General features: G+C 34.5%; 18 protein-coding genes. 10 read left to right on the top strand and 8 right to left on the bottom strand.

Features of this window, described 5'->3' with window-relative positions; genetic code table 11:
• The first annotated feature begins 116 nt into the window (after positions 1-116).
• Positions 117-1493: a PLP-dependent aminotransferase family protein gene (locus tag ABEQ24_RS16730; RefSeq protein WP_430007855.1), complete on the top strand. Its 1377-nt coding sequence runs from the start codon at positions 117-119 to the stop codon at positions 1491-1493.
• Positions 1494-2252: 759 nt separating this feature from the next.
• Here ABEQ24_RS16730 and ABEQ24_RS16725 read toward each other — a convergent pair.
• From ABEQ24_RS16725 to ABEQ24_RS16710, 4 genes are all read right to left on the bottom strand, one after another.
• Entirely contained in the window at positions 2253-3410 is a 1158-nt protein-coding gene (locus ABEQ24_RS16725) for an FAD/NAD(P)-binding protein (RefSeq protein ID WP_430007854.1), read from the bottom strand.
• Positions 3411-3552: 142 nt separating this feature from the next.
• On the bottom strand, positions 3553-3822 hold the full coding sequence (rpsN, locus tag ABEQ24_RS16720; protein WP_430007853.1) for a 30S ribosomal protein S14: 270 nt from the start codon (positions 3820-3822) through the stop codon (positions 3553-3555).
• 145 nt (positions 3823-3967) lie between these two features.
• The gene (locus ABEQ24_RS16715; protein WP_430007852.1) at positions 3968-4315 is read right to left on the bottom strand and encodes a hypothetical protein; all 348 of its coding nucleotides are present in this window, start codon (positions 4313-4315) and stop codon (positions 3968-3970) included.
• Between the two features lie 387 nt (positions 4316-4702).
• Positions 4703-5380 carry a hypothetical protein gene (locus tag ABEQ24_RS16710; RefSeq protein WP_430007851.1) on the bottom strand — a complete coding sequence of 226 codons (678 nt, stop codon included), beginning with the start codon at positions 5378-5380 and terminating at the stop codon, positions 4703-4705.
• Between the two features lie 458 nt (positions 5381-5838).
• Between ABEQ24_RS16710 and ABEQ24_RS16705 the strand changes: the two genes are divergently transcribed.
• Positions 5839-6843, top strand: coding sequence for a hypothetical protein (locus ABEQ24_RS16705; RefSeq protein ID WP_430007850.1), 1005 nt, complete (start codon positions 5839-5841; stop codon positions 6841-6843).
• Between the two features lie 359 nt (positions 6844-7202).
• Positions 7203-7721 (top strand): PAS domain S-box protein, encoded by a 519-nt coding sequence (locus ABEQ24_RS16700; protein WP_430007849.1) that lies wholly within the window; start codon positions 7203-7205, stop codon positions 7719-7721.
• A 248-nt stretch (positions 7722-7969) separates the two neighbouring features.
• Here ABEQ24_RS16700 and ABEQ24_RS16695 read toward each other — a convergent pair whose 3' ends face one another.
• Positions 7970-8401: a hypothetical protein gene (locus ABEQ24_RS16695; protein WP_430007848.1), complete on the bottom strand. Its 432-nt coding sequence runs from the start codon at positions 8399-8401 to the stop codon at positions 7970-7972.
• 719 nt (positions 8402-9120) lie between these two features.
• Between ABEQ24_RS16695 and ABEQ24_RS16690 the strand changes: the two genes are divergently transcribed.
• From ABEQ24_RS16690 to ABEQ24_RS16670, 5 genes are all read left to right on the top strand, one after another.
• On the top strand, positions 9121-10617 hold the full coding sequence (locus ABEQ24_RS16690) for a spore germination protein (RefSeq protein WP_430007847.1): 1497 nt from the start codon (positions 9121-9123) through the stop codon (positions 10615-10617).
• A gap of 26 nt (positions 10618-10643) precedes the next feature.
• Entirely contained in the window at positions 10644-11720 is a 1077-nt protein-coding gene (locus ABEQ24_RS16685; protein WP_430007846.1) for a Ger(x)C family spore germination protein, read from the top strand.
• On the top strand, positions 11720-12811 hold the full coding sequence (locus tag ABEQ24_RS16680; protein WP_430007845.1) for a GerAB/ArcD/ProY family transporter: 1092 nt from the start codon (positions 11720-11722) through the stop codon (positions 12809-12811). The genes ABEQ24_RS16685 and ABEQ24_RS16680 overlap by 1 nt, the downstream gene beginning before the upstream one ends.
• A gap of 135 nt (positions 12812-12946) precedes the next feature.
• Positions 12947-13657: an SDR family NAD(P)-dependent oxidoreductase gene (locus ABEQ24_RS16675; RefSeq protein ID WP_430007844.1), complete on the top strand. Its 711-nt coding sequence runs from the start codon at positions 12947-12949 to the stop codon at positions 13655-13657.
• A 7-nt stretch (positions 13658-13664) separates the two neighbouring features.
• Complete coding sequence (locus ABEQ24_RS16670; RefSeq protein WP_430007843.1) at positions 13665-14027, top strand: MerR family transcriptional regulator; 363 nt, start codon at positions 13665-13667, stop codon at positions 14025-14027.
• 183 nt (positions 14028-14210) lie between these two features.
• On the opposite strand, the gene ABEQ24_RS16665 is transcribed toward ABEQ24_RS16670, so the two are convergent.
• Positions 14211-15287 (bottom strand): DNA alkylation repair protein, encoded by a 1077-nt coding sequence (locus tag ABEQ24_RS16665; protein ID WP_430007842.1) that lies wholly within the window; start codon positions 15285-15287, stop codon positions 14211-14213.
• Positions 15288-15682: 395 nt separating this feature from the next.
• Between ABEQ24_RS16665 and ABEQ24_RS16660 the strand changes: the two genes are divergently transcribed.
• Entirely contained in the window at positions 15683-15763 is an 81-nt protein-coding gene (locus tag ABEQ24_RS16660; RefSeq protein WP_430007958.1) for a hypothetical protein, read from the top strand.
• Positions 15764-15791: 28 nt separating this feature from the next.
• Positions 15792-15914 (top strand): hypothetical protein, encoded by a 123-nt coding sequence (locus ABEQ24_RS16655; protein WP_430007841.1) that lies wholly within the window; start codon positions 15792-15794, stop codon positions 15912-15914.
• A 110-nt stretch (positions 15915-16024) separates the two neighbouring features.
• On the opposite strand, the gene ABEQ24_RS16650 is transcribed toward ABEQ24_RS16655, so the two are convergent.
• The gene (locus ABEQ24_RS16650) at positions 16025-16441 is read right to left on the bottom strand and encodes an SRPBCC family protein (RefSeq protein ID WP_430007840.1); all 417 of its coding nucleotides are present in this window, start codon (positions 16439-16441) and stop codon (positions 16025-16027) included.
• Positions 16442-16458: 17 nt separating this feature from the next.
• The gene (locus tag ABEQ24_RS16645) at positions 16459-17472 is read right to left on the bottom strand and encodes an aldo/keto reductase (RefSeq protein WP_430007839.1); all 1014 of its coding nucleotides are present in this window, start codon (positions 17470-17472) and stop codon (positions 16459-16461) included.
• Between the last annotated feature and the right edge of the window lie 215 nt (positions 17473-17687).

Here is a 17687-nt window from a genome sequence, read left to right as displayed (position 1 = left end):
TTCTGCTTTTCTTATGAAACAGTTCTGATATAATTAACATATTAATAGGTACACACAATAAAAATAAACCATTTTTTTACCCATCTGTACCGGTACAGATGAAGGAGGATAAATGTATGAGCTCAAAATATATCGAGATAATGGAAGAAATTAAGCTTCAGCTAGCAGATGGGACTCTTATTGCAGGGAGTAAACTCCCTTCTGTTCGTCAGCTATCTGAGCATTTTTCATGTAGCAAAAATACGGTTATTAAAGCATACGAAGAACTAGAAAAAGAGCATTTAATTTATTCTGTTCCTAAAAGTGGATACTTTGTTTTGAATGAATTTCAAAATGCGACGAATGAAAATGACGCGATTGATTTCTTGTCTGCTGGTCCAGATAAAAACGTTATGCCTTATGTTGAATTTCAACATTGTATGAATCAAGCAATTGAACAATATAAAGAAGAGCTTTTTTCATACTCTGATCAACAAGGGCTTTACTCATTACGAGTACAGTTAGTGAAATATTTGCAGAATCTACAGGTGTTCACTCAACCTGAAAGAGTAGTCGTTGTTTCTGGCTCTCAGCAAGCCCTTAATTTATTAGTTTCTATGCCGTTTCCAAATGGAAAAAACAATATTCTAATTGAGCAGCCTACTTATTTCGGATTCATTGAGTCCATCAATCTACAACAAGCTACTACTTTTGGAATTGAGTTATCGATGGCAGGCATTGACCTTGATCGCCTGGAATATATTTTTCGAAATAATGATATAAAATTTTTCTATATTATCCCGAGATTTCACAATCCTCTTGGACATTGTTACACGAATAGTGAAAAGAAAAAAATCGTTGAGTTAGCTGAAAAATACGATGTATATATAGTGGAAGATGATTTTCTAGGAGACCTTGACCCAAATGCAAAATCAGATCCTTTATTTTCTTTTAATCCTTCCGGGAGAGTGATTTATATTAAAAGCTTTTCGAAAATTTTCCTCCCAGGTTTAAGAATTGCTACAGTCGTTCTTCCTACATTAATGATTAACAATTTTTTACGATATAAATTTAGTTCGGATTTTAATAGTTCAGCACTTTCTCAAGGTGTACTAGAAATCTATCTAAAAAGTGGTATGTTTAATAGCCATCTCAAAAAAATAAAAAAGGTATACCATACTAGAATGCAAATCCTTCAAGAAGCCTGTGAATTATTGCTGCCGGCTAATACTCATTTTTCTAAACCGACTTCAGGATTTTATCTATCCATCAGTTTGCCTGAGAATGTGACAGCAAAACAGGTTGTTCATATGCTAAACGAGCAGCATATATATGTTGATGATGCCTCTAGAATGTTTCTGCCAGAATATAAAAAGGAAAATCTCCTTCGATTAAGCATCTCTCAAGTGAACGAGAGGCAAATTAAACTAGGGGTAGAGCGATTGGCTCACTGTATTGCTTTAATTGACAGTAGAAAAAATCATATTACTCCAAATAACTTTTTACTCTTTTAGTATGGGTAAGTTTGCATAGAGGGTAGTATTTGGATTATGTGGATTTCCAACATTAAGAAAATACAATCAAAACGGTTGTTCATGTGACTTAGAATTTAAGCAATCAATTGAGACATATTCTTTCCCAAAATCTACAAAATTTTTAATAAAATAAAACCCTCTCAAAACGATGATTTTTGAGAGGGTTCTTCAATTAACTTGCCTCCGAAGTATTGAAAACTGCTCCGTTAGTACCTTCTTGAATTAACGGGCAGTTAAGTACATTTCATCACAATCTTCTCTTTAAAATTTAAGCCAAATACCCAATTTTCCTTTTTATGTTATTCAACAATCTGGCCCTTATCTACAGTATCAGCCCAATAAGGTTGAAAAGATGCACCTTTTATCGTTGATTACATGAAGTCATAGATAGGCCTTTTAAGGGCTTGACTTGAGCCCTCTATTGGTACCTTAAGGCTGAAGCAGTTTTCCATCAGGCAACGAGCCTATCTATCATACCTACCGCGCTTTCGCTTACTGTCCTTGAAGTTTAGTCTGGAAGAAGTACATTTCCACACTAAACTTCAAGGTTGTTTCTTTCTCCTATTATTTAAGTCCATTTTTCCATACCTTTGAATACGTTGAATACTATAAAAAATCTGGTCATTTTTGTATCATTACATACGTCGAATACGGTAGAAAAACATACTAACCTAAAAGGTTTCCTTTCCATCAAGGAAACCCTGGCTAGTTCACCTAAAAAATTTACTGAAATGTCTGTTAAATACTTGATACAATCTGTTCAGCCGCCTGTCTCGCGCCAGAAATATTCCTGGCGATCGGTCCAATTTGAAGCTCTGCTAATGCACCTGTTACGTACAGACCCTCACCCCATTTAAGATAGTCCGTTACTATCGGATAACCGCAATCTGCACATTTCAGCTGTTCTCTTTTTATTAAGGGTATAATCCATTCACTTCCAGGGAGTGTCGGGTTAAAACCTGTTGCAAGTACAACAGACTGAGTAAAAATCTCCTTACCATCTTTAGTGATTAATACGATTCCTTCATCAATTTTCTTAAATGTAGTAATTTCGTCATCTACCCAGTCAAGAAGTCCACGTCTTTTCAAATGATGAAGTTTCATATGAAGGTCTTGAGTAATTGAGCCTCGATGTCTTGCTTCAATAATTTTTTTACGTCGGCTTGCATAATTTGGATCAGCTCTAAATGAACGTTGCTTCTTCGGGCCAAGCCAGCCTGGATCACTGTCAAACAATTTGATTCTAAATGGATGTCTTTTCACCACCTTAACGTCCCCAGGAAAAGCAGTTGCCATTTTATTCGCTAGATGAGCAGCTGTCATTCCTCCCCCCACAATTACAATTGGACCAGATAATGCTTCAATATTAAAATCATTCTCAAATACGTGATGGATATGAGATGAACCCTCTTTTAGCCTTATAGCCCAGTCGGGCCAATGCGGCTGCTCCCCAATTCCAATCGCAATGACAATATTTTTAGTCGTAATCATGTTTCCACTTCCGTAATCGACTTTCCACTCATCATCTGTTTTTTGAACCTCTTTAACACGCCCTTGAATCCAGCATTCTTTCATATTAAGGTCTTTAAATAAATGGTCACAATGCTGCTTAAATATAGACAATGATGGTCTTTTAAACCTTCCATAAAACGATTCACCGTGCATCTGTTTTGCAAACCGTTCGAGGCCAAACGGATTTACTTCAATATGGTGAACGGATGGAGATCTCAAAAAAGGCATTGATATCGCTTGGGTACACCTTTCCCAGTTTTCAAGGGGACCAGAGTTGGGATCTATGATGCGCAGCTTATCAAATGTCGTTTTATAGCTCTGCAGTAGAAAGGTTGCCATTGTAACGCCTTGAACGCCACCTCCAATAATTGTCCATTCATACATAAAAATTCACTCCAATCAAAAAAATCCCAAATATCTTTTACTTTCTCACTGAAATTCCCTGTGTATGGCTAAGGGAATTTTCCTACTATGGTAAATAGGTGATTATTCAACAGTTTAAAATACACCCACTTCTTATACATTTTTACCAACTGGCTTTTTTAACGCCCGGTATCTGCCCCTTGTGTGCATATTCACGAAATGCAATTCTTGAAAGTTGAAACTTCCTTAAATAGCCTCTTGGTCTGCCTGTCACTTCACATCTGTTCTTTAAACGAGTTGGTGACGAGTCTCTTGGAAGTTTTCTTAATCCTTCATAATCACCTTTTTCTTTTAATTCAATTCGAAGTTCTCGATATTTTTCCACCATTTCCTGACGCTTTTTTTCTTTTGCCACTTTTGATTTTTTTGCCATAAGTCCACCCTCTTAGTTAATGTTTTATTCATATTATTAAATCGTAATGATTACTATTTAAATACAATACTTATTCTAATACAAATAGAGCATTCCATAAAAGTTCTCTTTTCTGAATTGAGATATAAAGACATCAATTTAGGCTTTAAGAGACAAATAGAAATAATCTCATATTAGGTTTTAATTCATCCTGTAATTTATCTGTATAATCAAGCCATCTGCATCGCTCAATCTTCATGTCGAGTCGGCTGTTAATTTCATCCTCAATTTCTTTCATTAGTTCGTACATTTCATCTGCTGACATATGAAAATGAGTGGCTGCTTGATGATAAGGCGACTTCTCCACAAGAAGATTTAAAAACTCCTCCTTTGTTTCACATTGTGATGCCAGCCTGTCTTCCATACTTTCAATGTATTGATAAACGCTCTTTTTCTGAATCGGAAGACCTGAAATAATATCCCGAACAAAAATATTCATTAATTTTTCTTTCAATACTGGACCCTCCTAAATACTCCATGCTATAAAACGTAATTATTACGATTTAAAGTATACTATACAATTTATAAAGAATTAAAGCAAAATAATCATTCAATTGTCCTTACCTCATATTATTGGCACTTTTTCTAGTTCTCTGTAAAACTCAAGCAGTGTATGTATTCTTTTAAGGTCTTGCTTGACCTTAAAACTTTTCTTTTATAAAGACTTTCTCTTCATATGGCTTGCACTTGGCTTCTCCTTTTGCTATATCCAGGCCAAAGGCTCGATTCACTTTCCATCACTGCCCTTCTTTTAGCCCCCCAAAAAAATAGGTCAACCAGAAAAGTCTGATTGACTTTATGATACGATCGTCATCCGTAAGTCGAATAACGGATTTATCTCTCAATAGTCTCCTGTCTTATTTTCCATTTCTTCTACTTCAACCCAGCTTCCATATTCATTTTTTTCTAATTCTACAGATCTATAATAACTTCCAATCCCATCTTCATAGCAATGACCTGGCTTATCCCCTTCTGCTCCATCCCAATTATATCCCATTGAATAACAAGCATTTCTTTTTTCTTCATCTGCATAATATTCTGCTCTTTCTTGGGCTTCCCTTTGTGCAGCAGCCTCATCTGCAGCAATTTGTTCAGCTAACTTCTTGTCGTATTCTTCTTTAGATAACCTTTTGTTGTGTTCTGCTTCGACATGGCTTTTTGCTCTTAAAACGGGTTTCTCAGACTCTGAATTATTAGTAGATCCATAATTATCTGCTGGCAGAGGTTTTTCTGAATCTGGAACACACATGCCTAATGAAGAGTCCCAATAAAAATCAGCTTGCTCGGTGCATTTCGATATTTGATTTGATTGGTAATCACTGTCGCTGGATGACTCAGACAGAATAATGACTAGATAAAAACCTCCTCCTATAATTACAGTTAAGAACAATATTTTTTTGAGCAGTTTAATAGCTAAACTATTTCTTAACTCTTTTGCTTCTTCTTTTAATCCACTTGCTAAAACAGGTATAAGGAATGTTAGTATTAGAATAAAAACTATAAAAACTATGATTTTCATTATTTTTCTCCCTGATTAATGCATTTTACCTATACTTTAATATAAAAAACATTCTGGGAATAGACTTAATTTACCACATAGGCTAATAAATCATCCTGACTCTATATACATACAGATAATAACCTGATAACTTCACTAAGAATAATAAAAGAAGTGATTATTCTTAGGAGCATCGCTAGTCTTCCTATTATTTATTGGATATCTTTTTAAACCAGCATTTGTAATAAATAGTGTTGATTAGATCTCAAATGAATATTTTCGTATTGGATATGGATACACTTTGAGGAACTTTAGGTTAATAAAGAGTATTTCAAAAGAAGGAGAACCTTAATGATCAGTGTGAGGACAAAGGCACAAAGAAAAGATTCATATTTTTTATTTTTCTCTATTTCTAATCTTTTTATGTAATGGTAAAATTAGTTGTTTTGTAAAGATTTATAACTAGGAGGAAAGATGGAATGGCAGATTTACTAGCGTTGCTGTTTATATTGGGAGCCGTAGTTCTTTTTGTAACAGCAATCGTTTTTCTGATTAAAAAAAGATTCAAGAAAGCTTTTATGTTTGTTGGTCTAATGTTTTTGTCGTTTATTCTTTTTATTACATCCGTTATGTTTACCGATACAGAGACGGTTGCAGATGAAACAACAGAAGAAACTGAGTCTATTGAGTTAAAGGCGAAAGTGGATAAAGCCTCATTCAACAAGGCAGCTAACACAGTTTCTGCAGTCATTACCACAAACCTTCCGGAAGGGACGCTTGCTAGGCTGCACCTTCAGTCTGAAAAACAAAATGCTGCAGGAGATGGGGTAACACTTCTACTGGACCATGAAACAAAAGTAAAAGATGGAAAATTCATTGTGACGGAAGTTCCTCTTCAATATGATGACGTTCCACAGGAAAATACAACTTATACTTTTTCTATGGACATTCAGGTTGGCGGTGGGATAAATGAAGAAAAAAACATCCAAAATCTTTACTGGAATACATCTCTGAGCGAATACGACGACTATCATAATGTTAGTCTTGATGATGCGGACAGCGTTATTGTTAAAGAGAGATTTACACCAGATGAGGTAAAGAAATTGACAGCAGAACGGGATCGCATTGAGAAGGAAAAGGAAGCTCAAGAGCTAAAAGCTAAGAAAGACAGTGCATCTGAGGTTCGTTACGGAGAGCTTAAAAAGAATCCGGAAGCTTTTACAGGAGAGTTTGTAAAATTCCAGGGAGAAATCCTTCAGATCATCGAAGACGGAACACAGGCCGACATCCGCCTTGCTGTCACTAAAGACTCCTACGGCTATGACTTTAATGATGTTGTGTATGTAACGTATCAGGGAACGACCACTTATATTGAAGAAGACGTAATTACCGTCTACGGGACGATACTAGGCAGCCATACCTATGAATCAACTGCCGGCCATACCATTACATTACCGTTGATGGAAGCAGAAATATTTGAGTAGAAATATCATATAAAGAAATATTGCAATTAAAGCTTTTAAAGTGTCTCCATAGAAGGTAAACATTCTCTAATGCTGACTCAGCAGGATAGAAATCTGATTTTAAATGAGGTAGCCAAAAGGCTGCCTCTTTTATTAAAACAATCATTTAATAATCTATCATTAGAAAGGTCAAAATACTTTCTGATTAATTTGTGAGACTGCTTCCCTTCTAATTCAATCATTTTCTAAGGTTTTATTGTAAATGTTTAAACAAACTATTTAACAGGTATATATACCTGTTGAAATTAGATGATAAATATAGTTATAAAAAGGGGATTTCATCATGTTCAATACTTCAACAATGAATCAATACTTCAACAATGAATATTAGCACTCAAATATTAGACGATACATCTGTTTTAGCTGCACTAGAGTCACATTTAGCTATGATAGAATTTAATTTAAATAGAAAAGTAATTTGGGTAAATGGAAATTTTGCAAAGACTTTGGGATATACCGTTAGTGAAATGAAGAATATGAAACATAAACAATTTTGTACGCTAGAGCTTACAAACAGCAAAGAATATGAAGAATTATGGAGTAATCTCGAAAAGGGAAAAAAGTTTCAAGAAAAGATTCAAAGGGTTGGAAAAGCAGGAAATACACTTTGGCTGGAAGCTACCTATATTCCTATATTGAATGAAAAAGAGAAAGTAGATGCTGTTCTTAAAATCGCAACAGATATCACAGAACGCGAAAATGATACTGCAAGAATTATTTCTCGCTTAAAAGAAATGCCTATAGAACTAGTAAATATCATTTCCAACAATTCCAAAGAGAAAATACAAGCAGTAGAATCACTCAAAAAACAAACAAATTTAATGAATATAATCAAATGAATACTTATGGATTTTTTAGATGTTTTCGCAAATCAGGATATGTAAGGACACTCACAAGAAAATAATATATTCCTAAAATCACAAGAGAATCAATTATTTTCTCCGGAGAATTGTTAAAGGTATTCCATATCAACGAACCAAGTATCCAAGATAGCGGAAAAATCAGAAAATAAGACCTGAATTTATTTAACATTAATCTTTAAACCACTCCTATAAAATTTTTACTTTATTTTTGCAGATAAGCTCCGTTAACTTAACAACCACGGAACATTCATTTGAAATTCAAACTGAATTACTGGTCTAGGAAATGTACTTGGGACTAATGCTAAATCTTTATTGAACCCTATCTCCATATCATTACGACATAGAGTTAAGAACTCTTCAGTCTCCTCAGATGGTTTCCATAATTCTGGACCATCAATTATCCTGCCAACAATGTGATAAAAGCCTCCATATAGATGTGTTCCATCTTCGTTATTAATACATTCATAGACCTCACCTTCTTTACGTGGGTCAATACCGAATAAATTAAAGGTGTTCATAATATCTTTTGGGAAGGAATCACAAGCTAGTACGTAATTAAAACAATAATCACAGCCACAATCTTCAGTGATTAAATGATATTTTTGATAAAATTCTTTTGTCTTTATAACATCAATTTCAATTAACCAAGAACCCACCTTTATTTATCACGATCCCTTTCTATTCCAACTAATCGATGTTTTACTTCACAATTCCTTTTTTCACTATACTGCCCTTAATCTAAATACCAATTATTTCAAATATCCTCAGATTTTACAATCATTTTTCAAGACAAAATGGACGCAATATTAAATAATTGCGGCCGATAATTGAAGATTGAGCTGATTGAATTGCTAGCATTGAAATTCGAGTGTGCTCGGACTTCGTTCTGATGCTCTTTCACATATTCCCATAACCATGCCAATAATTATACTTTTAACAATTCATTTTTAACTTGTTCTGCACCTGTTTGTGAAAATCTTCTCTTGATACAAAACCTATTGCTTTTACATCATTGTGATAAATACGATTATCATGAGCCCGCTCAATTATGGCGGTTTCAATTAATTTAATATTGTGCTTTATTGTTTTTGTTTCCTCGGTTGGAACGATTAGTGAAGTTAATATATCCCCATCCTTCTTAAGAATGGATAGTTCAGCTTGCTGTTCTGTAAAAATTCACAAAGAAATAATAACTCTCCATTGCATTACCCTCCGAGTTTGATTCTACTTTAGAATACTTAAAAGTTATATTAAAAACTCCCTTATAAATCCCCTTTTATATACTCTTCTATTCCATATCCGAAGACAATAAATAAATCCGATGACATTGTGTAAACTAAGACAATGCATATTTCAAATAAAAGGGTGAAAAAACTTGTTGAATTTATTTAAACATAAAAGTAATTCAATTAATAAAATTATTAGAGATGCATCCAAGTCTCATGATTTCTATAATTTTTCTACTAAAAGCGACAACGATATAACAATTTTTTTCACCTACTATAAGAGCCTCGTTGATGATAATAAGATGAAGATGCACGTACTTCCTTATATACAATCTGCAACAATTGATTTAGGCGGAATTAAAGATTTAATGGATGTTATACCTATTGAAAATCAAGAGTTTTCTTCTAATGGCTCCGATTTAAAAAATAAACTCATTAAAGGTTATGTTTTTATTCGAATATCAACTGATCCTAAAAATGGAATATTGGTAAATGTTTCAAATGAAACAAAGGGCTATAGAGAATTTAACGATGCAGAAAATGAATACAGTGTAATTGGACCGAAAGTCGGTTTTGTAGAGAACATAGATACAAATGTAAGTTTATTAAGAAAACAAATTAGTTCAACTGATTTAGTTTTTGAAGAATTAACAGTAGGATCAATCTCAAAAACTAAAGTGATGATTGCATATATTTCTGGGGTGGCTAATCCACAATATGTCGAAACAATGAGACAACGCATACATGATCTAGATATGGATGTGATATTCGATAGTTCGTTTCTGGATCAGGTTATCTCGGATAATTCAAATACACCGTTTCCTTTATTTATGTCAACTGAAAGAGTTGATAGAACAACATATTTGCTGTTACTTGGTCAAATTATAGTAATTAGTGATGGTTCGCCATATGTAATAGCTGGACCAACCAATATTTTTCAATTTCTTGTTTCACCTGAAGATTACTATTCCTCTTGGTCTATAGGTACATTTTTGCGTATCGTTAGAATTATAGGGATTATGTTTTCCATTATCGCAACACCATTTTATGTAGCAGTTTTGACCCACCATTATGCAATCATCCCCAATGATTTGTTAAGTCCACTAATAGAATCGAGACAAAATGTCCCATTTCCACCATTGTTGGAAGCATTGTTTCTAGAAATTACTATTGAATTATTAAGAGAAGCAGGTGCAAGACTTCCAACCAAAGTAGGTCAAACATTAGGGATTGTTGGAGGGATTGTCATTGGTCAAGCCGCTGTAGAAGCTGCTCTAACAAGTAATATTTTGTTAATTATCGTATCTCTTTCTGCACTTGCTTCTTTTACCACACCAATTTTTAAAATGTCAAACACCATAAGGATGCTACGCTTCCCTTTAATTCTATTGGGGGCTCTTTGGGGTGGATACGGCATAACTTTAGGTGCCACTTTAATTTTATGTCATTTGATTCGGTTAAAGTCTTTGGGTTGTCCATACTTAGCGCCTCTCTATCCTTTTAGGCATAAAGATATGAATGACAGTTTTATTCGATCATCTTTAAGCATTACGAAAAATAGATATACTTTTTTAAGACCATTGAAATTAAAACGCTATACCGTAAGTAAGCATAAAGATGTGGAGGATGACTATAATAACGAATAAAATAATTCTTAAAAGGATGAGGCATCTTGAGATTATTTTTCCTAACTGGCATTGGTTTCTTGTTAATAGTTTGCGGTGGATGTACGAGAGTAAATGCTGTTGAGGATTTGAAACTTATTCAATATTTAGGATATGACTTAGAAGATGATGAAATAAGAGGAAGTGCAGCATATTCTGTTTATTATAATATACCAAAGGAAGCACCTATAGAGTTATTAACTGCTAATGCTATAACTTCTCATGGAATTTTCACCACTTTCACGAAACAATCATCATCCCCTATCGAGATTGGTAAAACAAGAGTTTTATTAATGGGAGAAGAATTTTCACAAAAAAATCTTTCTGACTTAATTGGTACACTCGTTCGGGATCCTATTATCGGTAACAACGCAAAAGTAGCTTATTCAAATCAAGAGGCAAGTGAAGTGTTAGACATAACGATGAAATACCCTCCATTTTATTTTTCAGATGTGATAGAACAAAACATGGAATCAGGAAATACTCCTAAAACAAATATTCATTTAGTGGTCAATCAATATTATGGAGAAGGACAAGATGTATTTTTACCACGCATAAAAACAAATGAAAAACAACAAATCCTGATGGATGGATTAGGAATTTATAAAGGTGACAAACTAACAATGCAGCTAGAGGATCAAGAATCATTTCTTTTTAAAATTATGAAAGATAAACAAATAAGTGGGACATATGAGTTTGTTACAGATGAAAATGAAAAGATTTTTTTCAAAGTTCAGTATGGTAACCGTAAATCAACATTTATTAGGCATCAAGATAAGATAAAAATTTCATATGATCTAGATTTATTTATTTTACTTAAGGATTATCCTAAATCCAATGACTTGGCAAATAAAAATGATGCAGCGTTATTTGCCAAAAAAATTGAATATGAGATTTCTACAAAGATCGAAAAGTTATTACAAGCATTTAAAGATAAAAAGGTAGATCCCTTAGGAATAGGCCTCCTTGTCAAAAGCGAACAAAGAGATTGGACCGAGAGTAATTTCTATGATGAAGAATATCCCAGTATAGACTTTGATATTAGGACTAACGTCAAATTTCTTCAGACAGGAGTAGGTAGGTAGTGCTAAATGCTGTAAAAGAACAATATATGGTTTCCACCTATCTGATTTTCTATTTAATTCATTCATCCCAAACTGGTGTTGGACTCCTAGGTTTTCAAAAAAACATTATTCAAAATGCTGGTTATGATGCGTGGATTTCTGTCATAATGGCTGGCTTGAGTTTACATTTAATTTTATGGATGATTCTTAGAATGGTTAGAAACCCTAGTAAAGATCTTACAGACATACACGTAATAAATTTCGGAAAATTTCTAGGAAATATCCTTTCAATTTTAACGATTGGATATTTTTTCCTTTTAGCACTTGTTGTCTTCCGTACATATATAGATGTAATCCAAGTTTGGGTTTTTCCAATGCTTAAAACATGGGAACTTAATATTGGTTTAGCAATAATGATAGCCTATATTATTTCCGGCGGTTTTAGAACAATTACAGGAATAAGTTTTTTTGGTGTTATCATTCCCTCTATTCTATTATTGATGATATTTTTTCCTTTACAATACGCAGAAATACGAAACATCATACCTGTTTTCAACCATTCTGTTGTAGATTTATTGAAATCATCTAAATCCTCTTCCATTATATTTATTGGATTTGAAGCGTTATTAGTATATTTCCCTTTAATAAAGGATTCCTCTAAAACTTCAAAATGGGCTCATGCCGCATTAGGTTATACTACCTTGTTGTATGCTCTGGTGACATTAGTTACGTTTCTATATTTTAGTCAGGGTCAACTTAGACATACCTTATGGCCCACCCTGGTTATGACGAAAATTGTGGAATTACCTTTTATTGAAAGAGCTGAATTTATTTTTATTTTTGCTTGGCTCTTAGTTATCCTTCCAGCAGTTTGTATTCCACTTTGGTGTTGTACGAGGATTTCAAAAAAAATTTTTAAAATAACACCTAGAAAATCATTATTTTTCTTTTTAGCCATTATTTATATTTGCTCATTATTTATTAATGATCGATTAAAAGTAGATGTATTAGGATCTATTACATCCGATATTGGCTTTTATTTTGTTTATGTTTACATCCCCATCTTATTTATTTTTTTCCTTTTTCGTAAAAATAGAATATCAAAAGGATAAGTGGATACATTATACACTGGAGTGCAGTGCTATTGGAAAAAATTAGATCAGAAATACCCCCTTGACCTCAACCTAGGTTGAGGTTGTATCCTTGCTAATGTACCACCAATTAAAAATAAACTGGAGGAATTCGAAGTGACCAAATATGCGTTTGTAACGGGTGCAAATAAAGGGATTGGATATGAGGTTGTTCGTCAATTAGCCGAGAAAAAATATCATGTTTTTCTAGGGGCTCGCAATGAGGAGCTTGGACAAAATGCAGTTAATTCGTTAGGATTTTCAAATGTAACACTAATACAAGTTGATATATCTGATTCGGAATCCATTCAAAACTCTCTAAAGAAAATCCAAGAAGTTACCAATCACTTAGATTTATTAATTAATAACGCTGGAATAGCACTAGATTTCAACGTTTTACCTAGTGAAGTAACATTAGAAACACTACAAGGTTCATTTGAAGTTAATTTCTTTGGAACTTTCCAAATGATTCAAGCCTTCTTACCATTAGTTAAAAAAGCTCAAGGTGGAAAAATTGTAAACTTAACTACGGATATGGCTTCACAAACAATGTTTGATAAAGGTGAAACTCATCCGATTAATATACTAGGTTATAATTCATCAAAAACTGCGGTAAATTCTCTGACATTAGCCTTTGGAAAAGAATTTGGTTCTGAAGGACCAGAAATCATAGGTGTTACACCGGGCTTTACTTCAACCGATTTAAATAATAATGCGCCAGGAGGCAAAACAACCGTTGAAGGTGCTCAAATCATTGTTCAATATGCTTTGAGTAATAAAACCTATAATGGTAAAATTCTAAACGAAAACGGCGTTATTCCTTGGTAAAAAGAAGTTGGAATATACCATCGGACAAGTCGCAAAAATGAATGATTTGACCATTTCTCAATTACATTATTATGACAAGCAAGGTTTATTACCATTTATTAAAAGGACCGAAAAAGGTGACCGTTTATTTGATCATGATTCTCTTTTGTTTTTAGAAATGATCTTATGTTTAAAGAATACTGGGATGCCTATAAAAAAAATCAAAGAATTTGTTGAATGGTCAATGGAAGGTGTTCATACTATTCCCCAGCGTATGGATATGATGAAGGAACAAGAAAAAAACGTACAACAGCAAATTCGTGATATGGAAAAGAATCTCTTTAAGATACAACAAAAAATTAAAAAGTATGAAAATGAAATAACAATATGATATTTATATGGGAAGGGCCAAATGAATTATACATTTGGTCTTTTCATTGTTTTTTGAAGAAGAACCCGTTACAATAAGCCAGCCTTTATCAAATCAAAGGCTGGCTCTTATATTCTCAAAAAAGTTACTAATTAATTTACTTCATTTATTGCCAGAAACCGTTCTTGTTTTTGCAGGCAGGTATTATCTAACCATAAAATCTTTCTCCGCTTTTACCACACCATTCACAATAATCGACAGCGTATGTATTCCTTCATAATGCTTTCTTGTTGTTAAGTCCTTAAAATGATGAGTTTTTGAGATGGTGTGGTTTTCTCCCTGTTTCATGATGGCTGTTTTCAGCATAAAAACCTTTCTGTTACGCTGTCCTCTGGATTTTACATAATCTATCGCGTATTCAACTCGCACAGGAATCGTGCTTTCTGATGAAAGGTCAAATGTCATATGAATGCTTTCTCCAATCTGGATTGCATCAGGATGAAGAGTCAGCCGGTCGATTGTTATCGATATGTCATCGGCATATCCAAATAAGGCTAGGGCTTCTCTGTTTCCTTTTTTCAGTAATGAGCGGCAGGCATGTTTGATGATCCAATCCGTATTCATATCCTTTCCGCTCCATTCTTTGGCAATTTTTAATACAATGTCAGAGTGGGTATAGGAAATATCATTTAAATGATTGGCAACACTTTTGCGGACATATAACGACTCATCATTTTTCAGGTTTTCTAAAATCGGCAATGTTTGCTGCGGATCTTCCTTTATTGATGGAACCGAAGTTCCCCAAGGAAGTCTTGGTCTGCTCCCTTCGCTTGCAAGTCTTCTTACATGCTCATTTGAATGAGTGGACCATGTCAGCATTTGTTCAAGCATATGTTTGGGATTCTTTAGTAAAAAAGGGCGGACTGCAAATTCTGATGTAGAAAATTCTGTGAAGTACGCTAACGCATGCATCGATTTTTCCCAATCCTGCAAACCATATTGTTCAACGTAATCCGGGAAAATGATGCCTCCAAGGCCATTAAACTGCGGTGCAATTTTATATAAAATCCGGAGAGCCTCCTCATAGTTATCTGGCAGGGTATTTTTAAAACTCTCTGTAATCTTTCTCATCCGCTGCTTTAACGCTAAATCCTCCCAGCCGTCTTCAAAAAAAAGGGTCCGGAACTGTTCGGAATCAAATAAAGGGTATTCCTGTTCTATTGCAGAAATCAATCTTTCAATAAAAGCTTCATTATAAATATTTTTAAGTGCTTCAGCCATCGCTTCAACCTTCTTTATATGGAGTTCTATCTAAGCTAACTATACACGAACGTATATTCGATTTCAATCATTCTTTAAGTGAAATACACCTGTAACTGAAATTCGATTACAGTCTTCCCCCGTTTTTAAAGCAGCATTCCGCCTGCAAGGATACATAAGCTTAGGACCCTCAGGCCGGTCAAAAATTTCATTCACTGAAACCGGGCACCTTCCGACCGAAATTCTAAATAATCGCGGTAAGGTTAAAGGTCTTGCTGAGCTGAGGCCATATGAAACGTCAATTGCTTCTATTACTTAAAAGATTTCCAGCGTATGTTTGAATTCGGAAAGAAAAGAGTGGCGTATGATAAAAAAACGGAAGAAACAAAAGGTATATATGCGGTTCAGTGATTCCCATGGAAATCCGCAAAGCCCACAATATTTCACCCAAAACCCCAATGAAAATTATTATAGAAGACGATAAGATTATTCTTTAAAAAAATTGAAATCCACAATGCCAGCATCATGACCGGAGATGTCTTCAGTCGGAATATGGGCTTTGGAAATGGAGCTGTTGTGTTAAGTCCGCAAGGTGCGGATCGACTGGCCGCAGCCTTAGAAACCTTTTTGAATAAGCAGACTGTATAAACCTTTTGTTATTTATGCAGCCACTCATAATCATAAAAAAAGACTGCAGTCGTTACACCGCAGTCTTTTTTATCCTCAAATTCATTATTTAATAATTCGATGACAATTAATTAATCTAGAAACGCTTGTCGCAATGCCTCTAGACCATCCTTGTAGATTCCATGGAACAGATTAATTGCCTCTTCATCACTAACTTCTACAGGAGTGAAACTACCAGACCACTCGACTACTGATGTTTTACTGTCAGTACCTTTTTTAACACGGATTGTTGATAAATAATCAGTAATCGGAAATGGTGCTTTCATAATTGAATAAGTGTAGTAGCGTTCTTTGTCATTAAATGCTTCTAAACGTTCTACAATTGCGTTGCCATCAGGGTTAGCCAAATGCCGTACACGTCCACCTTCAGTTACTTTACTGCTAGGGATATAGGGTAACCAATCTGGAAGTGAATCAAAACCTCCAATTAGTTTCCATACTTGTTCAGGTGAAGCAAAAATTTCAATAGATGTAACTGTATTTGCCATGTTTAATATTCTCCTTTTTATTTAACGTTGATTGGTAGTGGTGCATTAGGTGCTACTAATTTTTGTTCGCGCATTTCTTCCCAGAATGCTGCTGGAATCACTGTATTCAATGCAGCTTTATCTTCTGTAATTCGCTCAGGTTTACTAGCTCCAGGAATAACAGCTGCAACCGCTGGATTAGCCAGTGAAAACTGTAAAGCAGCAGCCTTGATACTGATTCCATGACGATCTGTAATATTTTTGATTTTACTCACTTTGTCAATAATTTCAGGTGATGCTTTTTGATATTCGAAGTGAGTACCTCCTGCAAGAATACCTGAACTATATGGTCCCCCAACTACAATACCCATATTGTGTTTTATAGATGCAGGCATTACTCGTTGTAATGCACGATCATGGTCTAATAATGAATAACGACCAGCTAGCAAGGAAATATCTGGTTTTGTATCTTCTAAATCAAGCATAAGTTCAATTGGTTCTACTCGGTTGACTCCAAGTCCCCAACCCTTAATTACGCCTTCTTCACGCAAACGTGTAAGCGTACGGAATGCTCCTGTTCTAGCAGTTTCAAACTGGGCAAGCCACTCATCACCATAGAAGTCTTGCGCTATATCGTGAATGTAAACAAAGTCCAGATGATCTGTTTGTAGACGGTTTAAACTCTGTTCGATAGAGCGAAGTGTTCCATCTTCGCTATAGTCAGGAACGATTTTATTCTTGCGACCAAATTCGAAAAGTCCGCCTTTTTCACCTAAATCACGTGCAGCTGGATTTTCCAGTTCGTCAGAAATTACTCGACCTACTTTTGTACTTAAAACATACTCATTACGATTTCTGTTCGATAGTGCTTTTCCAAGACGAATCTCTGCTAAGCCTGCTCCATAAAACGGAGCTGTATCAAAGTAACGAACGCCATGTTCCCAAGCAGCATCCACTGTCGCAATTGCTTCTGCCTCTGGGATATCACGGTACATATTGCCTAGTGGTGCTGTACCAAAACCAAGTTTGCCTTTTGCTAAAATATTTCTCATTTGTTATCCTCCCAAAAATTTTTTTAAAAAATGCTATGAAGTATTCTCAAACAGTCAAAAAAGCATACACTTCAGTTATTCACAAAATAACATAGATACTTTTTTGCTACTGTATTTCTCAATAGCCTTTTATACACGCTATTATAGTGTGTATTTAACATAATAAAAAGTACGTACTTAAAAGTGTTATAGGTACTAAAAAGTAATATAGACAC

The organism is Metabacillus idriensis, from assembly GCF_050483325.1.
Classification (GTDB): Bacteria; Bacillota; Bacilli; order Bacillales; family Bacillaceae; genus Bacillus_P; species Bacillus_P idriensis_A.
Note: the sequence above shows the minus strand (reverse complement) of the source record. Positions and strands in the feature narration are given on the sequence as shown.